General features: G+C 59.6%; 15 protein-coding genes. 10 read left to right on the top strand and 5 right to left on the bottom strand.

Annotated elements, in window-relative coordinates; translation table 11 throughout:
• Window positions 1-90: 90 nt before the first annotated feature.
• Window positions 91-714 carry an outer membrane lipoprotein chaperone LolA gene (gene lolA / locus CKW29_RS06740; RefSeq protein ID WP_095079299.1) on the bottom strand — a complete coding sequence of 208 codons (624 nt, stop codon included), beginning with the start codon at window positions 712-714 and terminating at the stop codon, window positions 91-93.
• 58 nt (window positions 715-772) lie between these two features.
• Entirely contained in the window at window positions 773-3,178 is a 2,406-nt protein-coding gene (locus tag CKW29_RS06735; protein ID WP_095143217.1) for a DNA translocase FtsK, read from the bottom strand.
• Between the two features lie 306 nt (window positions 3,179-3,484).
• Between CKW29_RS06735 and trxB the strand changes: the two genes are divergently transcribed.
• The 4 genes from trxB (at window position 3,485) to infA (ending at window position 6,273) form a co-directional block, all read left to right on the top strand.
• Window positions 3,485-4,435, top strand: a complete 951-nt coding sequence (trxB, locus tag CKW29_RS06730; RefSeq protein ID WP_095143216.1) for a thioredoxin-disulfide reductase — start codon at window positions 3,485-3,487, stop codon at window positions 4,433-4,435.
• A 61-nt stretch (window positions 4,436-4,496) separates the two neighbouring features.
• Entirely contained in the window at window positions 4,497-5,177 is a 681-nt protein-coding gene (gene aat / locus CKW29_RS06725) for a leucyl/phenylalanyl-tRNA--protein transferase (RefSeq protein WP_095148132.1), read from the top strand.
• Window positions 5,178-5,235: 58 nt separating this feature from the next.
• Window positions 5,236-5,943, top strand: a complete 708-nt coding sequence (locus CKW29_RS06720) for an arginyltransferase (protein WP_095143214.1) — start codon at window positions 5,236-5,238, stop codon at window positions 5,941-5,943.
• Between the two features lie 111 nt (window positions 5,944-6,054).
• Window positions 6,055-6,273 (top strand): translation initiation factor IF-1, encoded by a 219-nt coding sequence (gene infA, locus CKW29_RS06715; protein WP_002553999.1) that lies wholly within the window; start codon window positions 6,055-6,057, stop codon window positions 6,271-6,273.
• 955 nt (window positions 6,274-7,228) lie between these two features.
• On the opposite strand, the gene clpA is transcribed toward infA, so the two are convergent.
• Both clpA and clpS read right to left on the bottom strand, forming a co-directional pair.
• Window positions 7,229-9,499, bottom strand: coding sequence for an ATP-dependent Clp protease ATP-binding subunit ClpA (gene clpA, locus CKW29_RS06710; RefSeq protein ID WP_095143213.1), 2,271 nt, complete (start codon window positions 9,497-9,499; stop codon window positions 7,229-7,231).
• Window positions 9,500-9,528: 29 nt separating this feature from the next.
• Window positions 9,529-9,891: an ATP-dependent Clp protease adapter ClpS gene (clpS, locus tag CKW29_RS06705; RefSeq protein ID WP_095079293.1), complete on the bottom strand. Its 363-nt coding sequence runs from the start codon at window positions 9,889-9,891 to the stop codon at window positions 9,529-9,531.
• 227 nt (window positions 9,892-10,118) lie between these two features.
• Between clpS and cspD the strand changes: the two genes are divergently transcribed.
• Window positions 10,119-10,373, top strand: a complete 255-nt coding sequence (cspD, locus tag CKW29_RS06700) for a cold shock domain-containing protein CspD (RefSeq protein ID WP_095143590.1) — start codon at window positions 10,119-10,121, stop codon at window positions 10,371-10,373.
• 80 nt (window positions 10,374-10,453) lie between these two features.
• Here the strand turns inward: cspD and icd are convergent, their stop codons facing one another.
• The gene (gene icd, locus CKW29_RS06695) at window positions 10,454-11,710 is read right to left on the bottom strand and encodes an NADP-dependent isocitrate dehydrogenase (RefSeq protein ID WP_095143212.1); all 1,257 of its coding nucleotides are present in this window, start codon (window positions 11,708-11,710) and stop codon (window positions 10,454-10,456) included.
• 503 nt (window positions 11,711-12,213) lie between these two features.
• Here icd and CKW29_RS06690 point away from each other — a divergent pair.
• From CKW29_RS06690 to purB, 5 genes are all read left to right on the top strand, one after another.
• Entirely contained in the window at window positions 12,214-14,439 is a 2,226-nt protein-coding gene (locus CKW29_RS06690; protein ID WP_095143589.1) for an NADP-dependent isocitrate dehydrogenase, read from the top strand.
• 136 nt (window positions 14,440-14,575) lie between these two features.
• The gene (locus tag CKW29_RS06685; RefSeq protein WP_095143211.1) at window positions 14,576-15,022 is read left to right on the top strand and encodes an NUDIX hydrolase; all 447 of its coding nucleotides are present in this window, start codon (window positions 14,576-14,578) and stop codon (window positions 15,020-15,022) included.
• A 59-nt stretch (window positions 15,023-15,081) separates the two neighbouring features.
• Window positions 15,082-16,215, top strand: a complete 1,134-nt coding sequence (gene mnmA / locus CKW29_RS06680; RefSeq protein ID WP_095143210.1) for a tRNA 2-thiouridine(34) synthase MnmA — start codon at window positions 15,082-15,084, stop codon at window positions 16,213-16,215.
• The gene (gene hflD, locus CKW29_RS06675) at window positions 16,212-16,835 is read left to right on the top strand and encodes a high frequency lysogenization protein HflD (RefSeq protein ID WP_095143209.1); all 624 of its coding nucleotides are present in this window, start codon (window positions 16,212-16,214) and stop codon (window positions 16,833-16,835) included. Before mnmA ends, hflD begins: the two co-directional genes overlap by 4 nt.
• Before the next feature lie 128 nt (window positions 16,836-16,963).
• Window positions 16,964-18,334, top strand: a complete 1,371-nt coding sequence (gene purB, locus CKW29_RS06670; RefSeq protein WP_095143208.1) for an adenylosuccinate lyase — start codon at window positions 16,964-16,966, stop codon at window positions 18,332-18,334.
• Window positions 18,335-18,346: the final 12 nt, after the last annotated feature.

Genomic DNA, 18,346 nt, shown 5'->3' with positions numbered 1-18,346 from the left:
TGGTCGTCAACGATAACGCTGCAAACCTGACAGCCCGCGGTGGGCTTGGGTGTATCGCGAGCAAGCTCGCTCCTACACAAGTCCTACATCTTATTCCTGAATCACATCGGCACCCTTGGGGATGTCGAACTTGAACTTGGACGCCGGGATCGGCTCGTTGGCCTTCACCCCTGTGAACAGGATATTGGTACGCTGGCCAACACTGTCGATCAACTGCATGTCATTGACCAGGCCATTACGGAACGACAGGCGCAGGTTGTCGAACAGGGTGTCCTTGGTTTTCGGCTTGAGCGTGAAATCGATCACGCCACCGGCTTCCTTGGAACTGATATCGAAGCTCTGGCTGATTTTCGACACATCGCCGGAGAGCAACAGGGCGGGCGTCTGGGTCAGGCGCTGGTCGAGAGTCTTGATGGTGACCTGCTCTAGGTCAGGGTCCCACAGGGAGACTTTCTTGCCATCAGACACCATCAGTTGCTCCTGCGGCGCATCGGTGTGCCAGTAGAACAGGCCCGGGCGCTGCAGCGACATCTGGCCGGTGGTTTCCTGCAACTGGGTGCCGGTGCCATCGAGGGTCAGCTGGGAAAAACGTGCAGTCAGGGTCTGCGACTTTTCAAGCAGTTGGGTCAGACGCGCCACATCCTTGTCATCGGCATGGGCCGACAACGTGGTTAAAGCCAGTACCGGCAACAGCAACATGCGGATAAGACGCATGGGAGTCCTCTTAGATATTCGTTTGAATGGCGCGCCGCGTGAACTCACGCGGCACTGATCAGTCGCGCACCGGGCCTGGGGCCAGGACTTCACGCGAGCCGTTGGTATTCATGGAGGTCACGACCCCGGCCATCTCCATGGCTTCGATCATGCGTGCAGCACGGTTGTAACCGATCTTGAGCTTGCGTTGCACTGCCGAGATCGATGCGCGGCGGCTTTCCAGCACGAACTGCACGGCTTCGTCGTAGAGCGCATCGGTTTCAGCATCATCGTCACCACCACCGCTGCCGCCTTCAAAGCCGCTGCCTGCCTCTTCGACACCATTGAGGATGTCATCGTTGTACTCCGGGGCGCCGCGCAGTTTCCAGGCTTCGACCACCCGATGCACTTCATCGTCGGAGACGAACGCGCCGTGAACCCGAATCGACAGGCTGGTGCCCGGCGGCATGTAGAGCATGTCACCGTGGCCCAGCAGTTGCTCGGCACCGCCCTGGTCGATGATGGTCCGCGAGTCGATCTTGCTCGACACCTGGAACGCCATGCGGGTCGGAATGTTGGCCTTGATCAGGCCGGTGATCACGTCCACCGACGGACGCTGGGTCGCCAGGATCAAGTGAATGCCGGCCGCCCGCGCCTTCTGGGCGATACGGGCGATCAATTCCTCAACCTTCTTGCCGACGATCATCATCATGTCGGCGAATTCGTCGACCACCACCACGATGGTCGGCAGCTTCTTCAGCAGCGGCGCTTCGTCGTGGATGCTCTCGCGGTTGTACAGCGGGTCGGTCAGCGGTGTGCCGGCGTCCTCGGCGTCCTTGACCTTCTGGTTGAAGCCGGCCAGGTTACGCACGCCCATCTTCGCCATCAGTTTGTAGCGCCGCTCCATCTCGGCCACGCTCCAGCGCAGGGCGTTGGCCGCGTCCTTCATGTCGGTGACCACCGGGCACAGCAGGTGCGGAATGCCTTCGTAGATCGACAATTCAAGCATTTTCGGGTCGATCATGATCAGCTTGGCGTCTTCCGGGCCCGACTTGAACAGGATCGACAGGATCATCGCGTTCACCCCCACCGACTTACCGGAACCGGTGGTACCGGCCACCAGCAGGTGGGGCATCTTGGCCAGGTCAGTGATCACCGGCTTGCCGCCGATGTCATGCCCCAGGGCCAGGGTCACCGGCGACTTGGCGTTGTCGTATTCCGGGGTCGACAGCACTTCGGAGAAACGCACGATCTGGCGGTCTTCGTTGGGGATCTCGATACCGACCGTGGTCTTGCCCGGGATCACTTCCACGACCCGCACGCTGGTCACTGCCAGTGAACGGGCAAGGTCCTTGGCCAGATTGGAAATACGGCTGACCTTGACCCCGGCCGCCGGCTGGATTTCGTAACGGGTAATCACCGGACCCGGATGGATCGAGTCCACGGTGACTTCGACGCCAAATTCCTTGAGTTTGATTTCCAGCAGGTGGCCGACCGCCGCCAGCGACTCAGGGGAATAGTTGAGTTGTTTCTTTTCCGCCGGGTCGAGGATCGAGATCGGTGGCAAGGTGCCTTCCACGGCACTGTCGACGAACAGCGGCGCCTGCTTCTCCTTTTCCACGCGCTTGCTCGGTGCCGGCGGCTTCGGTGGCGCGGGCAGAATCACTGGCGGCACCTGTTTTTCGCGCTCGGACATGTGCTTGCTCAGGGCCTGCTCACGCTCGATCAGGCGTTCCTTGACCTTGGCCTGCTCGCGTTTGTCAGTGACGGTCGGCGCAACTACATCGTGCACCCGGTCATCGACTTCACGCAGTTGGGCAACCAGTTGCTTGCGCTCGGCGCGCGCCGCCCACCAACGATTGGCGGCGCCCTGGAACACCTCGAACAGGTCGAGGGTGATCTTGCCGGTCAGGTCCATCACCTTGAACCATGACAGGTCGGTGAACACGGTCAGGCCGAACAGGAACAGGGCAATGAACATCAGGGTGCTGCCCTGGATGTTCAGCGCGTTCCGCGCCAGATCCCCCAGGCTTTCCCCCAGCGCACCACCGGCGCCCGCCGGCAGCCCGGTCGGAGCATGGAAATGGATGTGGGCCAGGGCCGCGCCCGACAACACCAGGAACACCAGGCCGATCAGGCGCCAGGAGAACAGCCAGCCACTCCACTGCCACGGCTCATGGCGCTGGCGGAAGATCTGGTAGGTCTTGACCGCCAGCAACAGCGGGAAGATGTAGGCGAAGTAACCCAGCACCATGAACAGGATATCGGCGCTGTAGGAGCCGGCCGGCCCACCGAAGTTCTGCACATCGTCAATCTTGCTGTTGTGGCTCCAGCCCGGATCGTCCTTGCCGTAGGTCAGCAAGGCCATCATCAGGAACAGGCACAAGGCGCCAATGGCGATCAGCGCACCTTCCTTGAGACGGTAGTGCAGGTGCTGACGCCAGAGCGGAACGACTGTTTTAGGTGCTGCGGTGGATTTCTTCAAAACGCTTCTTTTCCTGCGCCCTTGGCGCGTCCATCTGTTGAATGACTATAAAACTGCCCAATCCAGGCAGGTAAAAAAGTGAACAGGTGCAACTGGGACTACTTTTAACACTGCACTCGGGTTTTTATAAACACGGCATGCACTGCTTATTTTGATAAATACACTGTAACAGCCCGGTATTGTACGGGTTTGTGCGTCCGATGCCATGCTTCAGGTCTTCGGCTACAGCATAGCCAAAAGTACAGTGCACGCGGGTCAATTTGAGCATGCATTCTCTTTTGTGACAAAGGCTTATGAGGTGTTTTTATGAGCGAACCCAAGCATTCACGCCTGATCATTCTGGGCTCCGGCCCCGCCGGTTACAGCGCCGCCGTTTATGCTGCCCGCGCCAACCTCAAACCCGTTGTCATCACCGGCATACAGGCAGGTGGCCAGCTAACCACCACCGTCGAAGTCGACAACTGGCCCGGGGACGTCGAAGGCCTCACCGGCCCGGTACTCATGGAACGCATGCAAAAGCATGCCGAGCGCTTTGACACCCGAATCGTCTACGACCACATCCACACCGCCAAGTTGCAGCAGCGCCCGTTCGAACTCATCGGCGACAGCGGCACCTACACCTGCGACGCGCTGATCATCGCCACCGGCGCCTCGGCCCAGTACCTGGGCCTGCCTTCGGAAGAGGCCTTCGCCGGCAAGGGGGTTTCGGCCTGCGCCACCTGCGACGGCTTTTTCTATCGCAACCAGGTGGTCGCGGTGGTCGGCGGCGGCAATACCGCCGTTGAAGAAGCGCTGTACCTGTCCAACATTGCCAGGGAGGTTCACCTGATTCACCGCCGCGACAAACTGCGCTCGGAGAAGATCCTGCAGGACAAACTGTTCGAAAAGGCCGCAAACGGTAATATCCATCTGCACTGGAACCAGAACCTCGACGAAGTACTGGGCGATGCCAGCGGTGTCACCGGTGCCCGCCTGCGCGACAGCAACACTGGCGAAACCCGCGAACTACCGCTGGCGGGCGTGTTCATCGCCATTGGCCACAAACCCAATACGGATCTGTTCCAGGGCCAGTTGGAGATGCATAACGGCTACCTGCGGGTGCAGGGCGGTAGCGAAGGCAATGCCACCGCCACCGAAATCAACGGCGTGTTTGCCGCCGGCGATGTCGCCGACCACGTGTACCGCCAGGCAGTGACCTCCGCCGGTGCCGGTTGCATGGCGGCGCTGGACGCTGAAAAATACCTCGACGACAACTGAATCAGAGCCATGGCGGCAGGCCGGACCTGCCGCCGCCCTCCCCTTCTGTAAGCTGGATGCCATGCTGACCTGGTTACAACGCAACTCCCTGACATTCCCGCCGCTGGAAAAAGCCATGCGCGAGCCCAACGGCCTGCTCGCCGCTGGCGGCGACCTGTCCGCCGATCGGCTGGTCCATGCCTATCGCCACGGCTGTTTCCCCTGGTTCTCGGAAGGCCAACCGATTCTTTGGTGGTCTCCCGACCCGCGCACCGTCTTGTTTCCCGACGAACTGCATGTTTCTCGCAGCCTCGCCAAACTACTGCGACAAAAGCGCTACCAGGTCACCTTCGACCAAGACTTCACCGCCGTTATCAGCGCCTGCGCCGCACCACGGGACTACGCCGACGGCACCTGGATCACCGACGCCATGCAAAGCGCCTACACCGAACTCCATGCCCGCGGCCACGCCCATTCCGTGGAAGTTTGGGATCAAGGCGTGCTGGTGGGTGGTCTCTATGGCTTGGCGATGGGGCAACTGTTTTTTGGCGAGTCGATGTTCAGCCACGCCGACAACGCCTCCAAGTACGGCTTTGCCACTCTCGTCAACCACCTCAAGGACGCAGGCTTTGTGCTGATCGACTGCCAGATGCCCACCGGCCACCTGCACAGTCTGGGTGCCCGCTCGATCCCGCGCCGGGAGTTTGCCGGCTACCTGGCACAGCACCTTGATCTACCCAACCGCGCCACATGGGTTTGCTAGGCGCCTTTGGCGCCCGTGGCTTACACTTAATTGAACAGCAAATCCCGAGGGTTGATTCATGACCGAGTTGGCGCGCCTCAAGTTTTATGCCACTCAGCCCCACTCTTGCAGCTACCTGCCAGAGGAACAGGCGACGACGCTGTTTCTCGACCCTAGCCAGCCCATGGATGTGCATGTCTATGCAGACCTGTCGGAAATGGGTTTTCGTCGCAGTGGCGACCACCTGTACCGACCTCATTGCCAGAACTGCAATGCGTGTGTGCCTGCGCGCATTCCGGTCATGCAGTTCACCCCCAACCGGCAACAGAAACGCATTTTCAAGCGCAACGCCGACGTGCAGGTGCGCCCGGCGAAACCCGGTTTCAGCGAAGAATACTTCGACCTCTATCAACGCTACATTGAACAGCGTCACGCCGACGGCGACATGTACCCGCCCAGCCGTGATCAGTTCTCGACCTTTCTGGTCCGTGACCTGCCTTTTTCGCGCTTCTATGAATTCCGCCTCGAAGGTCGCCTGCTGGCGATCGCCGTGACCGACCTGCTGCCCAACGGGTTGTCCGCGGTGTATACCTTCTATGACCCCGACGAAGAGCGCCGCAGCCTGGGGCGTTATGCCATCCTCTGGCAAATCGGCGAAGCCCGCCGCCTGGGCCTTGATGCGGTGTACCTTGGATACTGGATCAAGAACTGCAAAAAAATGAGCTACAAGACCCAATATCGCCCCATAGAGCTGCTGATTAACCAGCGCTGGGTGGTCCTGAACTAGCCTGCTCCCTAAATCCCTTGGCTTGAACCCCACTTTTCGGGCACAATGCACGCCGCTTTTGCCTGGCGCAGTTGCACCGGGCCATTCATTGGATACCGAGGGCTTTACTGCATGTCGAAAGAAGACAGCTTCGAAATGGAAGGCACTGTCGTCGACACCCTGCCCAACACCATGTTTCGTGTGGAGTTGGAAAATGGGCACGTCGTAACCGCGCATATTTCCGGCAAGATGCGCAAGAACTACATTCGTATTCTTACCGGTGACAAGGTGCGCGTCGAGCTGACGCCCTATGACTTGAGCAAAGGGCGCATCACTTACCGCGCTCGCTAATCAAGTCAATACAAAACGCCCGGTTTATGCCGGGCGTTTTTGTTTGTCTGTTGTTTGCGTAGATCGAGCACATATCCATTTCTGCGGTAACGGCCGCTGGCGGCTTCGCTTTTACAGCCTGGGCTGTGTACATATCCGTTCCTGCGGTTAAGGCCGCTGGCGGTTTCGCTCTTACAGCGAGTCCCTTTTTCAAACGCCAAAAAGGAACCAAAAGGCTTTCGCCCCGGCGTACGGTACCTCGCCAAGGCTCGGTATTCCCTCGCTACGGTGCCCATCAGGGGGCATCGCCTCCGGTCTGCTTCGCGACGACCTCCTCTCGATGTGTTCGGCTTCACCGAACGGCGCTACGCGCCTTCCCCCTGATGCACACCTACGCTCGGCCTGCCGATGGGGCGAAAGAGCAAAAGCAAGATCAAAAGCCGAAGCCAAAGCCAAAGCCAAAGCCAAAGCCAAAGCCAAAGCCAAAGCCAAAGCCAAAGCCAAAGATCTTAGCCCCCCCGCACAAACGAACTGAACACACCAACAATCAGGCCGGCCGGCAGGCCGCCTCGCTTTTGATTTGCCCGCCCCTTCGGGAGGCTGAGCGTAGGTATTCATCTGGGGATTGGCGCGCAGCGCCGTTCGACGAAGTCGAACACATCGCATGGAGGTGCAGCGAAGCAAACCGGAGGACGATGCCCCCAGATGGATACCGGAGCGAAGGAACGCCGAGCCTTAGCGAGGGGCCGGACGCTCGGGGCGAGCGTTTTTTTGCTTACTTTTTTGAGGCGCTTGTCAAAAAAGTGAGTCGCCGTAAGGGCGAAACCGCCAGCGGCCTTAACCGCAGCAACGGATATACACACCCACCAACACACAGCCAGCGGCCTCAACCGCAACACCGGATACCCCCCCCAACCGAGTAGACAGCAAAAAGGCGCCAACAGGCGCCTTTCGCTTTACAGCAGGTCAACAACCATCAGGCCATTTCAGCCGTAGTCTCGAAGTCGAAGGTCAGCTCGCCATCCTTGATGTCGATGTGCACCACACCGCCATGGTCGGCCAGTTCGCCAAAGAGGATCTCCTCCGCCAGCGGACGCTTGATCTTGTCCTGGATCAAACGGGCCATGGGTCGAGCACCCATTGCCGTGTCGTAGCCTCCCGCCGCCAGCCAACTGCGTGCGGCATCGGTCACTTCCAGTTGCACGCGCTTGTCTTCCAGCTGCGCCTGAAGCTCGGTAAGGAACTTGTCCACCACACTCTTGATAACCTCATGGCTGAGGCGACCAAACTGGATAATGGTGTCCAGGCGGTTGCGGAACTCCGGCGTGAAACTCTTCTTGATCACTTCCATCGCATCGGACGAGTGATCCTGATAGGTGAAACCGATCGAGGCACGGGCCGCGGTTTCAGCGCCGGCGTTGGTCGTCATGATCACGATCACGTTACGGAAGTCCGCCTTGCGCCCGTTGTTATCGGTGAGCGTACCGTGGTCCATGACCTGCAGCAGCAGGTTGAAGACTTCCGGATGCGCCTTCTCGATTTCATCGAGCAACAACACGCAATGGGGCTGCTTGGTGATGGCCTCGGTCAACAGGCCGCCCTGGTCGAACCCGACATAACCTGGAGGCGCACCGATCAGACGCGATACGGTGTGACGCTCCATGTACTCGGACATGTCGAAACGAACCAGTTCGATCCCCATCGCCTTGGCCAACTGCCGGGCCGCTTCGGTTTTACCGACGCCCGTGGGACCGGCGAACAGGAATGAACCGACCGGCTTGTCAGGCGACTTGAGGCCAGCACGGGACAGCTTGATCGCGGTAGACAGCGAGTCAATCGCCGCATCCTGACCAAACACCGTCAGCTTCAGATCACGCTCGAGGTTACGCAGCAGTTCTTTGTCGGAACTGGTCACGTGTTTAGGCGGAATCCGCGCGATTTTCGCGACGATGTCCTCGACCTGTGGCACTTCGATGCGTTTCACCCGTTTCTCGACCGGCTGCAAGCGCTGATACGCACCCGCCTCGTCGATCACGTCGATGGCCTTGTCCGGCATGTGCCGGTCGTTGATGTAGCGCGAAGCCAGTTCAGCCGCGGCGCGCAGGGCTTCATCACTGTATTCGATATTGTGATGGAGCTCGAAACGCCCTTTCAGGCCGCGCAGGATGCCGATGGTGTCTTCGACCGAAGGCTCCGATACATCGACTTTCTGGAAGCGTCGGGCCAGGGCACGGTCTTTCTCGAAGATTCCACGAAATTCCTGGAACGTGGTCGAGCCAATGCAGCGGATATCACCCGACGACAGCAGCGGCTTGAGCAGGTTGGATGCATCCATGACGCCACCGGACGCAGCACCGGCGCCGATGATAGTGTGGATCTCGTCGATGAACAGGATGGCCTGCGGACGTTTTTTCAGCTCATGGAGCAGCGCCTTGAAGCGCTTCTCGAAATCGCCGCGGTACTTGGTACCCGCCAGCAAGGCGCCCAGGTCAAGGGAATACACCACGCTATTGGCCAACAGATCAGGCACCTGATTGTCGACAATGCGCTTGGCCAGGCCTTCGGCAATCGCGGTTTTACCCACGCCAGCCTCACCCACCAGCAGCGGGTTGTTCTTGCGCCGACGCGCCAGAATCTGCGCAACGCGCTCAACTTCCATTTCACGCCCGACCAGCGGGTCGATACGCCCCTGGCGCGCCAGCTCGTTGAGGTTGCTGGCATATGCATCCAGAGGATTGCCTGAAGAAGAAGACTCACCGCCCTCGTCGTCCTGCATATCTTGCTCACCCTCGGAGTGATCGCCATGCCCGGGCACTTTGGAGATGCCGTGGGCGATGTAATTGACGACATCGATACGGGCAACGCTCTGCTGTTTAAGCAGGAACACGGCCTGACTCTCTTGCTCACTGAAGATCGCAACCAGCACGTTGGCGCCGGTCACTTCGCGTTTACCCGAGCTCTGTACATGGAAGACTGCACGTTGCAGTACACGCTGGAAGCCCAGGGTTGGCTGGGTTTCGCGATCCTCGTCATGGACAGGAATCAAAGGCGTGGTGGAGTCGATGAACTCCTGCAGGTCATGCTTGAGTTTGTCGAGGTTTGCGCCGCAAGCACGCAAAACGGTGGCGGCGGCCTCATTATCCAATAGAGCCAACAGGAGGTGTTCGACAGTCATGAACTCATGACGTTTCGAACGCGCCTCCTTGAAGGCGAGATTGAGGGTGACTTCGAGCTCGCGGTTTAACATAGCTTCACCTCATACCCAAGTGGTCGGCGTTAACCGTCCTTCTCGATTTCACAGAGTAGCGGATGCTGGCTTTCCCTGGCGTACTGGTTGACCTGCATGGCCTTAGTCTCGGCGATGTCGCGGGTAAACAATCCACATACTGCCCGTCCTTCTGTATGGACGGCCAGCATTACCTTGGTCGCCAGCTCTCGATTCAGGTTAAAAAACACCTCGAGCACTTCGACGACGAAATCCATCGGTGTGTAGTCATCGTTGAACAAAACCACCTTGTACATCGGCGGCGCCTGCAACGCAGGTTTTGCCTCCTGTACAGCAATGCCTGCGGAATCGTCGTCGTGTAAATCCGGGCGATCCTGATTGAATGTTAGTCGAATCTGGCTGATTGCATGCATGGAAAGAAAGGTTCGTCAGTTGAGCTGAATACAGTGGTGGGGGCGGCGCTAGAGCTTTTCAACTCCGAATACCTGGATGCCTTGACTATCGGTAAAACAGTGTTACAACCAATAGAGCCCACAGTGGGTAAAAAAGGTCCTTGCCGTCGAATCCAATTATGGAGGATTTGACGAGGATTAACTGGATGATACTCCAGTGATGGAGTCTGTTGCAGAGGGATATGAGCATGGCAGTCGGCAAGGTGAAATGGTTCAACAATGCCAAGGGTTACGGTTTTATCAATGAAGAAGGCAAAACGGATGACCTGTTTGCCCACTACTCCGCCATCACGATGGAGGGCTACAAGACCCTGAAGGCAGGCCAACCGGTGATCTTCGAGATCATCCAGGGACCCAAGGGCTTGCATGCCGTCAACATCAACACCGCCAAGGAAACTCAAGCCGCCACCCAGGCAGAGCAGACCCACACCGCCACGGCGTAATCCGACAAACATCCGATCATAAAAAAACCGGCCGACTCAATCACTTGAGCCGGCCGGTTTTTTGTTGGCCGCCGATCCGCTTACATATGCGAGATCAGTGCATCACCAAACGCCGAAGAAGACAGCAAGGTGGCGCCTTCCATCAGACGTTCGAAGTCGTAGGTCACGGTCTTGGCCGAGATAGCGCCGTTGGTGCCCTTGATGATCAGGTCGGCCGCTTCGGTCCAGCCCATGTGGCGCAGCATCATTTCAGCGGACAGGATCAGCGAGCCCGGGTTCACCTGGTCTTTGCCGGCATACTTGGGCGCAGTACCGTGGGTCGCTTCAAACATGGCCACGGTGTCGGACAGGTTGGCACCTGGCGCAATACCGATACCACCGACTTCAGCCGCCAGGGCATCGGACAGGTAGTCGCCGTTCAGGTTCAGGGTGGCAATCACATCGTACTCGGCCGGGCGCAGCAGGATCTGCTGGAGCATGGCGTCGGCGATGGCGTCCTTGACGATGACATTCTTGCCGGTTTTCGGGTTCTTGAACTGCATCCACGGACCGCCGTCGAGCAGGGTGGCGCCGAATTCTTGCGCCGCCACTTCGTAGGCCCATTCCTTGAAGGCACCTTCGGTGAACTTCATGATGTTGCCCTTGTGGACGATGGTCAGCGAATCACGATCATTGTCGACCACATACTGCAGGGCCTTGCGAGCCAGACGCTTGGTACCTTCCAGGGAAACCGGCTTGACGCCGATGCCGCAGTTTTCGTCGAAACGGATCTTGGTGACGCCCATTTCTTCTTTAAGGAACTTGATGACCTTGGTCGCCTCCGGCGAGCCGGCCTTCCACTCGATACCGGCGTAGATGTCTTCCGAGTTCTCGCGGAAGATCGTCATGTCGACGTCGCCCGGCTTCTTGACCGGGCTAGGCACGCCTTCGAACCAGCGCACTGGGCGCAAGCACACATACAGGTCAAGCTGCTGGCGCAGGGCAACGTTGAGGGAGCGAATACCGCCACCGACCGGCGTGGTCAGCGGACCCTTGATGGAAACCACGTAATCCTTGACTGCGTCCAGAGTCTCCTGAGGCAGCCAGGTGTCCTGATCGTAAACCTGAGTCGCTTTTTCCCCGGCATACACTTCCATCCAGGAAATCTTGCGTTCGCCGCCGTAAGCCTTCTTAACAGCAGCATCGACAACCTTGATCATGACCGGGCTGATATCAACGCCAATACCATCCCCTTCAATGAACGGGATGATCGGGTTGTTAGGAACATTGAGAGAATGGTCTGCGTTGACGGTGATTTTGTCGCCGACTGCTGGAACCTGAATCTTCTTGTATCCCATGCTGAACTCCGTTGTGTGGATTGAACATCTGGCTGCGTCCGAGCGTACCCCAGTTGAATCTGGACGGGAACCTCATGTTCCACTCCCAGGTAGCGAAACCGGTGCAGTTCGCGGCCTACAAGCCTGAAAGCAAAGGGAAAAGCGCCAAATTCAAGCACATTGGCTGCCTCTACTCCCCGATGCGGGTGCGACCTTTAGACCAATGGACGAGAGGAGTTGCGTATGAACCATCGGCGCTTTGCCAGCTACCTATGTATAATGCCGCCGCTGACCACAGAGTCACGACGGCCGACCGCTCTGCGACAGGAAATGTAGCCGAGACCCGAGGCCCGAAAAGCCGGACTGTTACCGCAGTCCACCCGCTTGACGCTCGACTGATGCACCCAACATCACCGCGAAGAAACCTCGACATTCGGCTCATGGATGACTTTGAACGAACGCGCTTACCCGGCGCCCCTCGAGTTTCTGCGCACGCTCTAGCAAAGAAGAGAGTTAATCCGAATATGCCCACCCGCTCGAAGATCATCTACACCTTCACCGACGAAGCTCCCGCCCTCGCCACCTATTCCCTGCTCCCGATCGTTGAAGCCTTCACCGCTTCGGCCGATATCGCTGTCGAAACCCGCGATATCTCGCTGGCAGGTCGTATTCTGGCCAGCTTCCCCGAGCAACTGGGCGACAAAGCCGTAGCCGACCACCTCGCCGAACTGGGCGCCCTGGCCGTTACGCCTGAAGCCAACATCATCAAGTTGCCGAACATCAGCGCTTCGGTTCCACAGCTGCAAGCCGCGATCAAAGAGCTGCAAGCCCAGGGCTACGCCCTGCCGGACTACCCGGAAACCGTTACCAGCGATGCCGACAAGGACGCCAAGGCGCGTTACGACAAGATCAAGGGCAGCGCGGTCAACCCGGTTCTGCGCGAAGGCAACTCCGACCGCCGCGCTCCGCTGTCGGTCAAGAACTACGCACGCAAGCACCCGCACAAAATGGGCGCCTGGGCCAAGGACTCCAAGTCCCACATCGCTCACATGAGCACCGGCGATTTCTACGGCAGCGAAAAGGCCGCCCTGATCGACGCCGCTGACGCCGTCAAAATCGAACTGATCGCCCAGGACGGCACCTCCACCGTCCTGAAGGCAAAAACCACCGTACAAGCCGGTGAGATCCTCGATTGCGCGGTCATGAGCAAAAACGCGCTGCGCAGCTTCATTGCTGCCGAGATCGAAGACGCCAAGGCCAAGGGTGTGCTGCTGTCGGTCCACCTCAAAGCCACCATGATGAAGGTCTCCGACCCGATCATGTTCGGCCAGATCGTTGCCGAGTTCTATAAAGACGCACTGGCCAAGCACGCTGACGTGCTGGCTCAAATCGGCTTCAACCTGAACAACGGCATCGGCGACCTGTACGCTCGCATCAAGGCCTTGCCGGCCGAGCAACAAGCTGCGATCGAAGCCGACATCCAGGCGGTCTACGCCGTTCGTCCGTCGCTGGCCATGGTCAACTCCGACAAAGGCATCACCAACCTGCACGTGCCGAGCGACGTCATCGTCGACGCCTCGATGCCGGCCATGATCCGTGACTCCGGCAAAATGTGGGGCACCGACGGCCAGCTGCACGACACCAAGGCCGTGATCCCGGATCGCTGCTATGCCACCATCTACCAGGCGGTGATCGAAGACTGCAAGCAACACGGCGCCTTCGATCCGACCACCATGGGCAGCGTGCCAAACGTTGGCCTGATGGCGAAAAAAGCCGAAGAGTACGGCTCCCACGACAAGACCTTCCAGATCAAGGCCGACGGCGTGGTTCGCGTTTCCGACAGCGCCGGTCGCACCCTGCTGGAGCAATCGGTTGAAGCCGGCGACATCTTCCGCATGTGCCAGACCAAAGACGCACCGATCCAGGACTGGGTCAAGCTGGCCGTCAACCGTGCTCGCGCAAGTGCAACTCCGGCAATCTTCTGGCTGGACCCGATGCGCGCCCACGACGGCGTGGTGATCGAGAAAGTTCAGGCCTACCTGAAGGATCACGACACCGCCGGCCTGGACATCCGCATCATGTCGCCTGTCGACGCGATGAAGTTCACCCTGGACCGTACCCGCGAAGGCCTCGACACCATCTCGGTGACCGGCAACGTGCTGCGCGACTACCTGACAGACCTGTTCCCGATCATGGAACTGGGCACTAGCGCCAAGATGCTGTCGATCGTACCGCTGATGAATGGCGGTGGCCTGTTCGAAACCGGCGCTGGCGGTTCGGCGCCGAAGCACGTTCAACAGCTGCTGGAAGAAAACTTCCTGCGCTGGGATTCGCTGGGCGAGTTCCTGGCCCTGGCCGCATCCCTCGAGCACCTGGGTGTTACCTACAACAACCCCAAGGCGCTGGTTCTGGCCAAGACCCTGGACCAGGCCACCGGCCAGTTCCTGGATAACAACAAGTCGCCATCGCGCAAAGTCGGCAACATCGACAACCGCGGCAGCCACTTCTACCTGGCGCTGTACTGGGCTCAGTCCCTGGCCGCCCAGACCGAAGACGCTGCGCTGCAGGCCCAGTTCACCCAACTGGCCAAGACCCTGACCGAGAACGAGGCGACCATCGTTGCCGAGCTCAACGCCGTGCAGGGCAAGCCAGTGGACATCGGCGGCTACTACCACGCCAGCGCCGAGCTGATCAGCAAGGCCATGCGCCCGAGCAACACCTTCAACGCGGCGATTGCTGCGCTGGTGTAAGGTTGTAAGGATGCAAAGGAACCCCGGCCCAGCGCCGGGGTTTCTGCTTCTGGCCGCGACAAAAATTCAACCCTAGAAACCGAAGCCCGCTTGTATGCTGGGACGGCGTTCCAATACTAAACATCGAGTGCATCTTATGGATTGGCTCCCCCACATCACCGTCGCCACCATCGTCGAGGACAACGGTCGCTTCCTGATGGTCGAAGAACTCAAGGCTGGGCGCACGGTGCTCAACCAGCCCGCCGGCCACCTGGATCCAGACGAAACCCTGATCGAAGCCGCCGTGCGCGAAACCCTCGAGGAAACCGGCTGGGACGTCGAACCCACCGGCGTTATCGGCATTTACCTCTACACCGCCCCCAGTAACGGCGTAACCTATCAACGGGTCTGCTTCAGCGCCAAACAGCTGCAACACCATCCGGACTATCAACTGGACGACGGCATCGTCGGCGCCAAGTGGCTGACCCGCGACGAGCTCATGAATCAGCGCGACCACTGGCGCAGCGAGCTGATCATCCGCTGTATCGACGATTATCTGGACGGTAAGCACTTCGACCTCGAACTGATCCGCCCTTCTCTTTAGCCTTGTGGGCCCGGGCCTGCTAGAATCGCGTCCTTTTTCAAGACACTCATTAAACTCCTATGCGTGATCCAGCCCCTTCTGACACTCAAAAGAAGCGCGTCATTGTCGGCATGTCCGGCGGCGTGGACTCTTCCGTTTCTGCCTTACTGCTGATCGAGCAGGGTTACCAGGTGGAAGGCCTGTTCATGAAGAACTGGGAAGAGGACGACGGTACGGAGTACTGCACCGCCATGGATGACCTGGCAGACGCCCAGGCCGTATGCGACAGGATTGGCATCAAGCTGCACACCGCCAACTTCGCTGCCGAGTACTGGGACAACGTGTTCGAGCACTTCCTGGCCGAATACAAGGCCGGTCGCACGCCGAACCCGGACATCCTGTGCAACCGTGAAATCAAGTTCAAGGCGTTCCTCGACTACGCCATGATGCTCGGTGCCGACCTGATCGCCACCGGCCACTATGTGCGCCGCCGCGACATCGATGGCCGCACCGAACTGCTCAAGGGCCTGGACCCGAACAAGGACCAGAGCTACTTCCTGCACGCCGTGGGCGGTGAACAGATCGCCAAGACCCTGTTCCCGGTTGGCGAACTGGAAAAACCCGAAGTGCGCGCAATCGCCGAGAAACACGACCTGGCCACCGCCAAGAAGAAAGACTCCACCGGCATCTGCTTTATCGGTGAGCGACGCTTCAGCGACTTCCTCAAGCAATACCTGCCGGCCCAGCCAGGCGAAATCAAGACCACCGAAGGTGAAGTGATCGGCCGCCACCATGGCCTGATGTACCACACCATCGGCCAGCGCCAGGGCCTGGGCATCGGCGGCCTGAAAGACGCCAGCGACGAGCCGTGGTACGTGTTGATCAAGGACCTGGAGCACAACGAGCTGATCGTAGGCCAGGGCAACGACCACCCGTGGTTGTTCTCCCGCGCCCTGCTCGCCTCCGAGATCTACTGGGTCAACCCGGTCGACCTGAGCGAGCCACGCCGCCTGACGGCGAAAGTACGCTACCGCCAGGGCGACCAGCCCTGCACCCTGGAAAAAACCGCCAGCGGCTACCGCGCCATCTTCGACGACCCGCAACGCGCGGTCACCCCGGGCCAGTCGGTCGTCTTCTACGACGGTGAAATCTGCCTCGGTGGCGGCGTCATTGAAGTCGCCGAACCCTGGCACAGCAAGGATTCGCGCCCATGAGCCCGACCCAGGAGCAACTGACGGCACTGGGCGGCGTGTTTCTGGCCGCCGTGCTAGTGGACAAGATCGCCAAGACCGGCCAGGTCAGCGAAGCGGGCCTGACCTGCATGCTCGGCAGCCTGCTGATCCGCGACCCCAAGGACACCCTGGAAGTCTACGGTGGCGACGACCTCAATTTGCGCGAAGGCTATCGCGCACTGATCGGCGCCCTCGAGCGCGACCCCAACACCCTGCAACGCGAACCGCTGCGCTACGCCCTGTCGATGCTGGGCCTTGAGCGACAACTGGCCAAGCGCGAGGACATGCTCGAAGTCATCGGCAAGCGTCTGCCCCAGATCCAGTCCCAGGTGGAACATTTCGGCCCGGCTCACGAAAACGTGATCGCCGCCTGTGGCGCGCTGTATCAGGACACGTTGAGCACCCTGCGCCAACGCATCCAGGTACACGGTGACATGCGCAACCTGCAGCAACCGAGCAACGCCTCGAAGATCCGTGCCCTGCTGTTGGCCGGCATCCGCTCGGCGCGCCTGTGGCGGCAACTGGGCGGCCATCGCTGGCAGCTGGTGATCAGCCGGCGCAAACTGCTCAAAGAGCTGTATCCGCTGATGCGCAGCAGCTGAACCGCACCTGAAACATCGCTTTTGTAGTCTGTAACGCGTAATACGCTGGTCAGTTGGCAACGGACCGGCGGATTTTTTCATGTATGATACGCGCCCCATTTCGTTGCCCGACTGTCCGAGAACACCCCATGCAGCTCTCTTCGCTCACTGCGGTTTCCCCTGTTGACGGCCGCTACGCCGGCAAAACCCAGGCCCTGCGCCCAATTTTCAGCGAGTACGGCCTGATCCGCGCTCGCGTACTGGTTGAAGTGCGCTGGCTCCAGCGCCTGGCCGCTCACCCCGCCATCAGCGAAGTGCCGGCGTTTTCTGCCGAAGCCAACGCTGCGCTGAACACCCTGGCGGAAAACTTCTCCCTGGAACACGCCGAGCGTGTCAAAGAGATCGAGCGCACCACCAACCACGACGTCAAAGCCATCGAGTACCTGCTCAAGGAACAAGCGGCCAAGCTGCCGGAACTGGCCAAGGTCAGTGAGTTCATCCACTTTGCCTGCACCAGCGAGGACATCAACAACCTGTCCCACGCCCTGATGCTGCGCGAAGGCCGTGATGAAGTGATGCTGCCGCTGATGCGCCAGACTGCCGAGGCTATCCGCGAACTGGCGATCCGTTTCGCCGACGTGCCGATGCTGTCGCGCACCCACGGCCAGCCGGCTTCGCCGACTACCCTGGGCAAGGAACTGGCCAACGTGGTTTACCGCCTGGAGCGCCAGATCGCTCAGGTCGCCGCCGTTCCGCTACTGGGCAAGATCAACGGCGCCGTGGGCAACTACAACGCCCACCTGTCGGCCTACCCGCAGATCGACTGGGAAGCCAACGCCCGCACCTTCATCGAAGACGAGCTGGGCCTGGGCTTCAACCCGTACACCACGCAGATCGAGCCGCACGACTACATCGCCGAGCTGTTCGACGCCATCGCGCGCTTCAACACCATCCTGATCGACTTCGACCGCGACATCTGGGGCTACATTTCCCTGGGCTACTTCAAGCAGCGCACCATCGCCGGCGAAATCGGTTCCTCGACCATGCCGCACAAGGTCAACCCGATCGACTTCGAAAACTCCGAAGGCAACCTGGGGATCGCCAACGCCCTGTTCCAGCACCTGGCGAGCAAACTGCCAATCTCCCGCTGGCAGCGCGACCTGACCGACTCCACCGTACTGCGCAACCTCGGCGTGGGCTTCGCCCATAGCGTGATCGCGTACGAAGCCAGCCTCAAAGGCATCAGCAAGCTGGAGCTCAACGCCCAGAAGATCGCCGCTGACCTGGACGCTTGCTGGGAAGTACTGGCCGAGCCGATCCAGACCGTGATGCGCCGCTACAACATCGAAAACCCGTACGAAAAGCTGAAAGAACTGACCCGTGGCAAGGGCATCAGCCCTGAAGCGCTGCAGACTTTCATCGATGCACTGGACATGCCTGCCGAGGCTAAGGCCGAGCTGAAACTGCTCACCCCGGCCAACTACATCGGCAACGCCGTGGCACAAGCCAAACGCATCTGACTGTCGCTTGAC

The organism is Pseudomonas sp. Irchel s3a18, assembly GCF_900187535.1.
Taxonomy (GTDB): Bacteria; Pseudomonadota; Gammaproteobacteria; order Pseudomonadales; family Pseudomonadaceae; genus Aquipseudomonas.
This window is presented reverse-complemented; position numbering and strand designations above follow the sequence as displayed.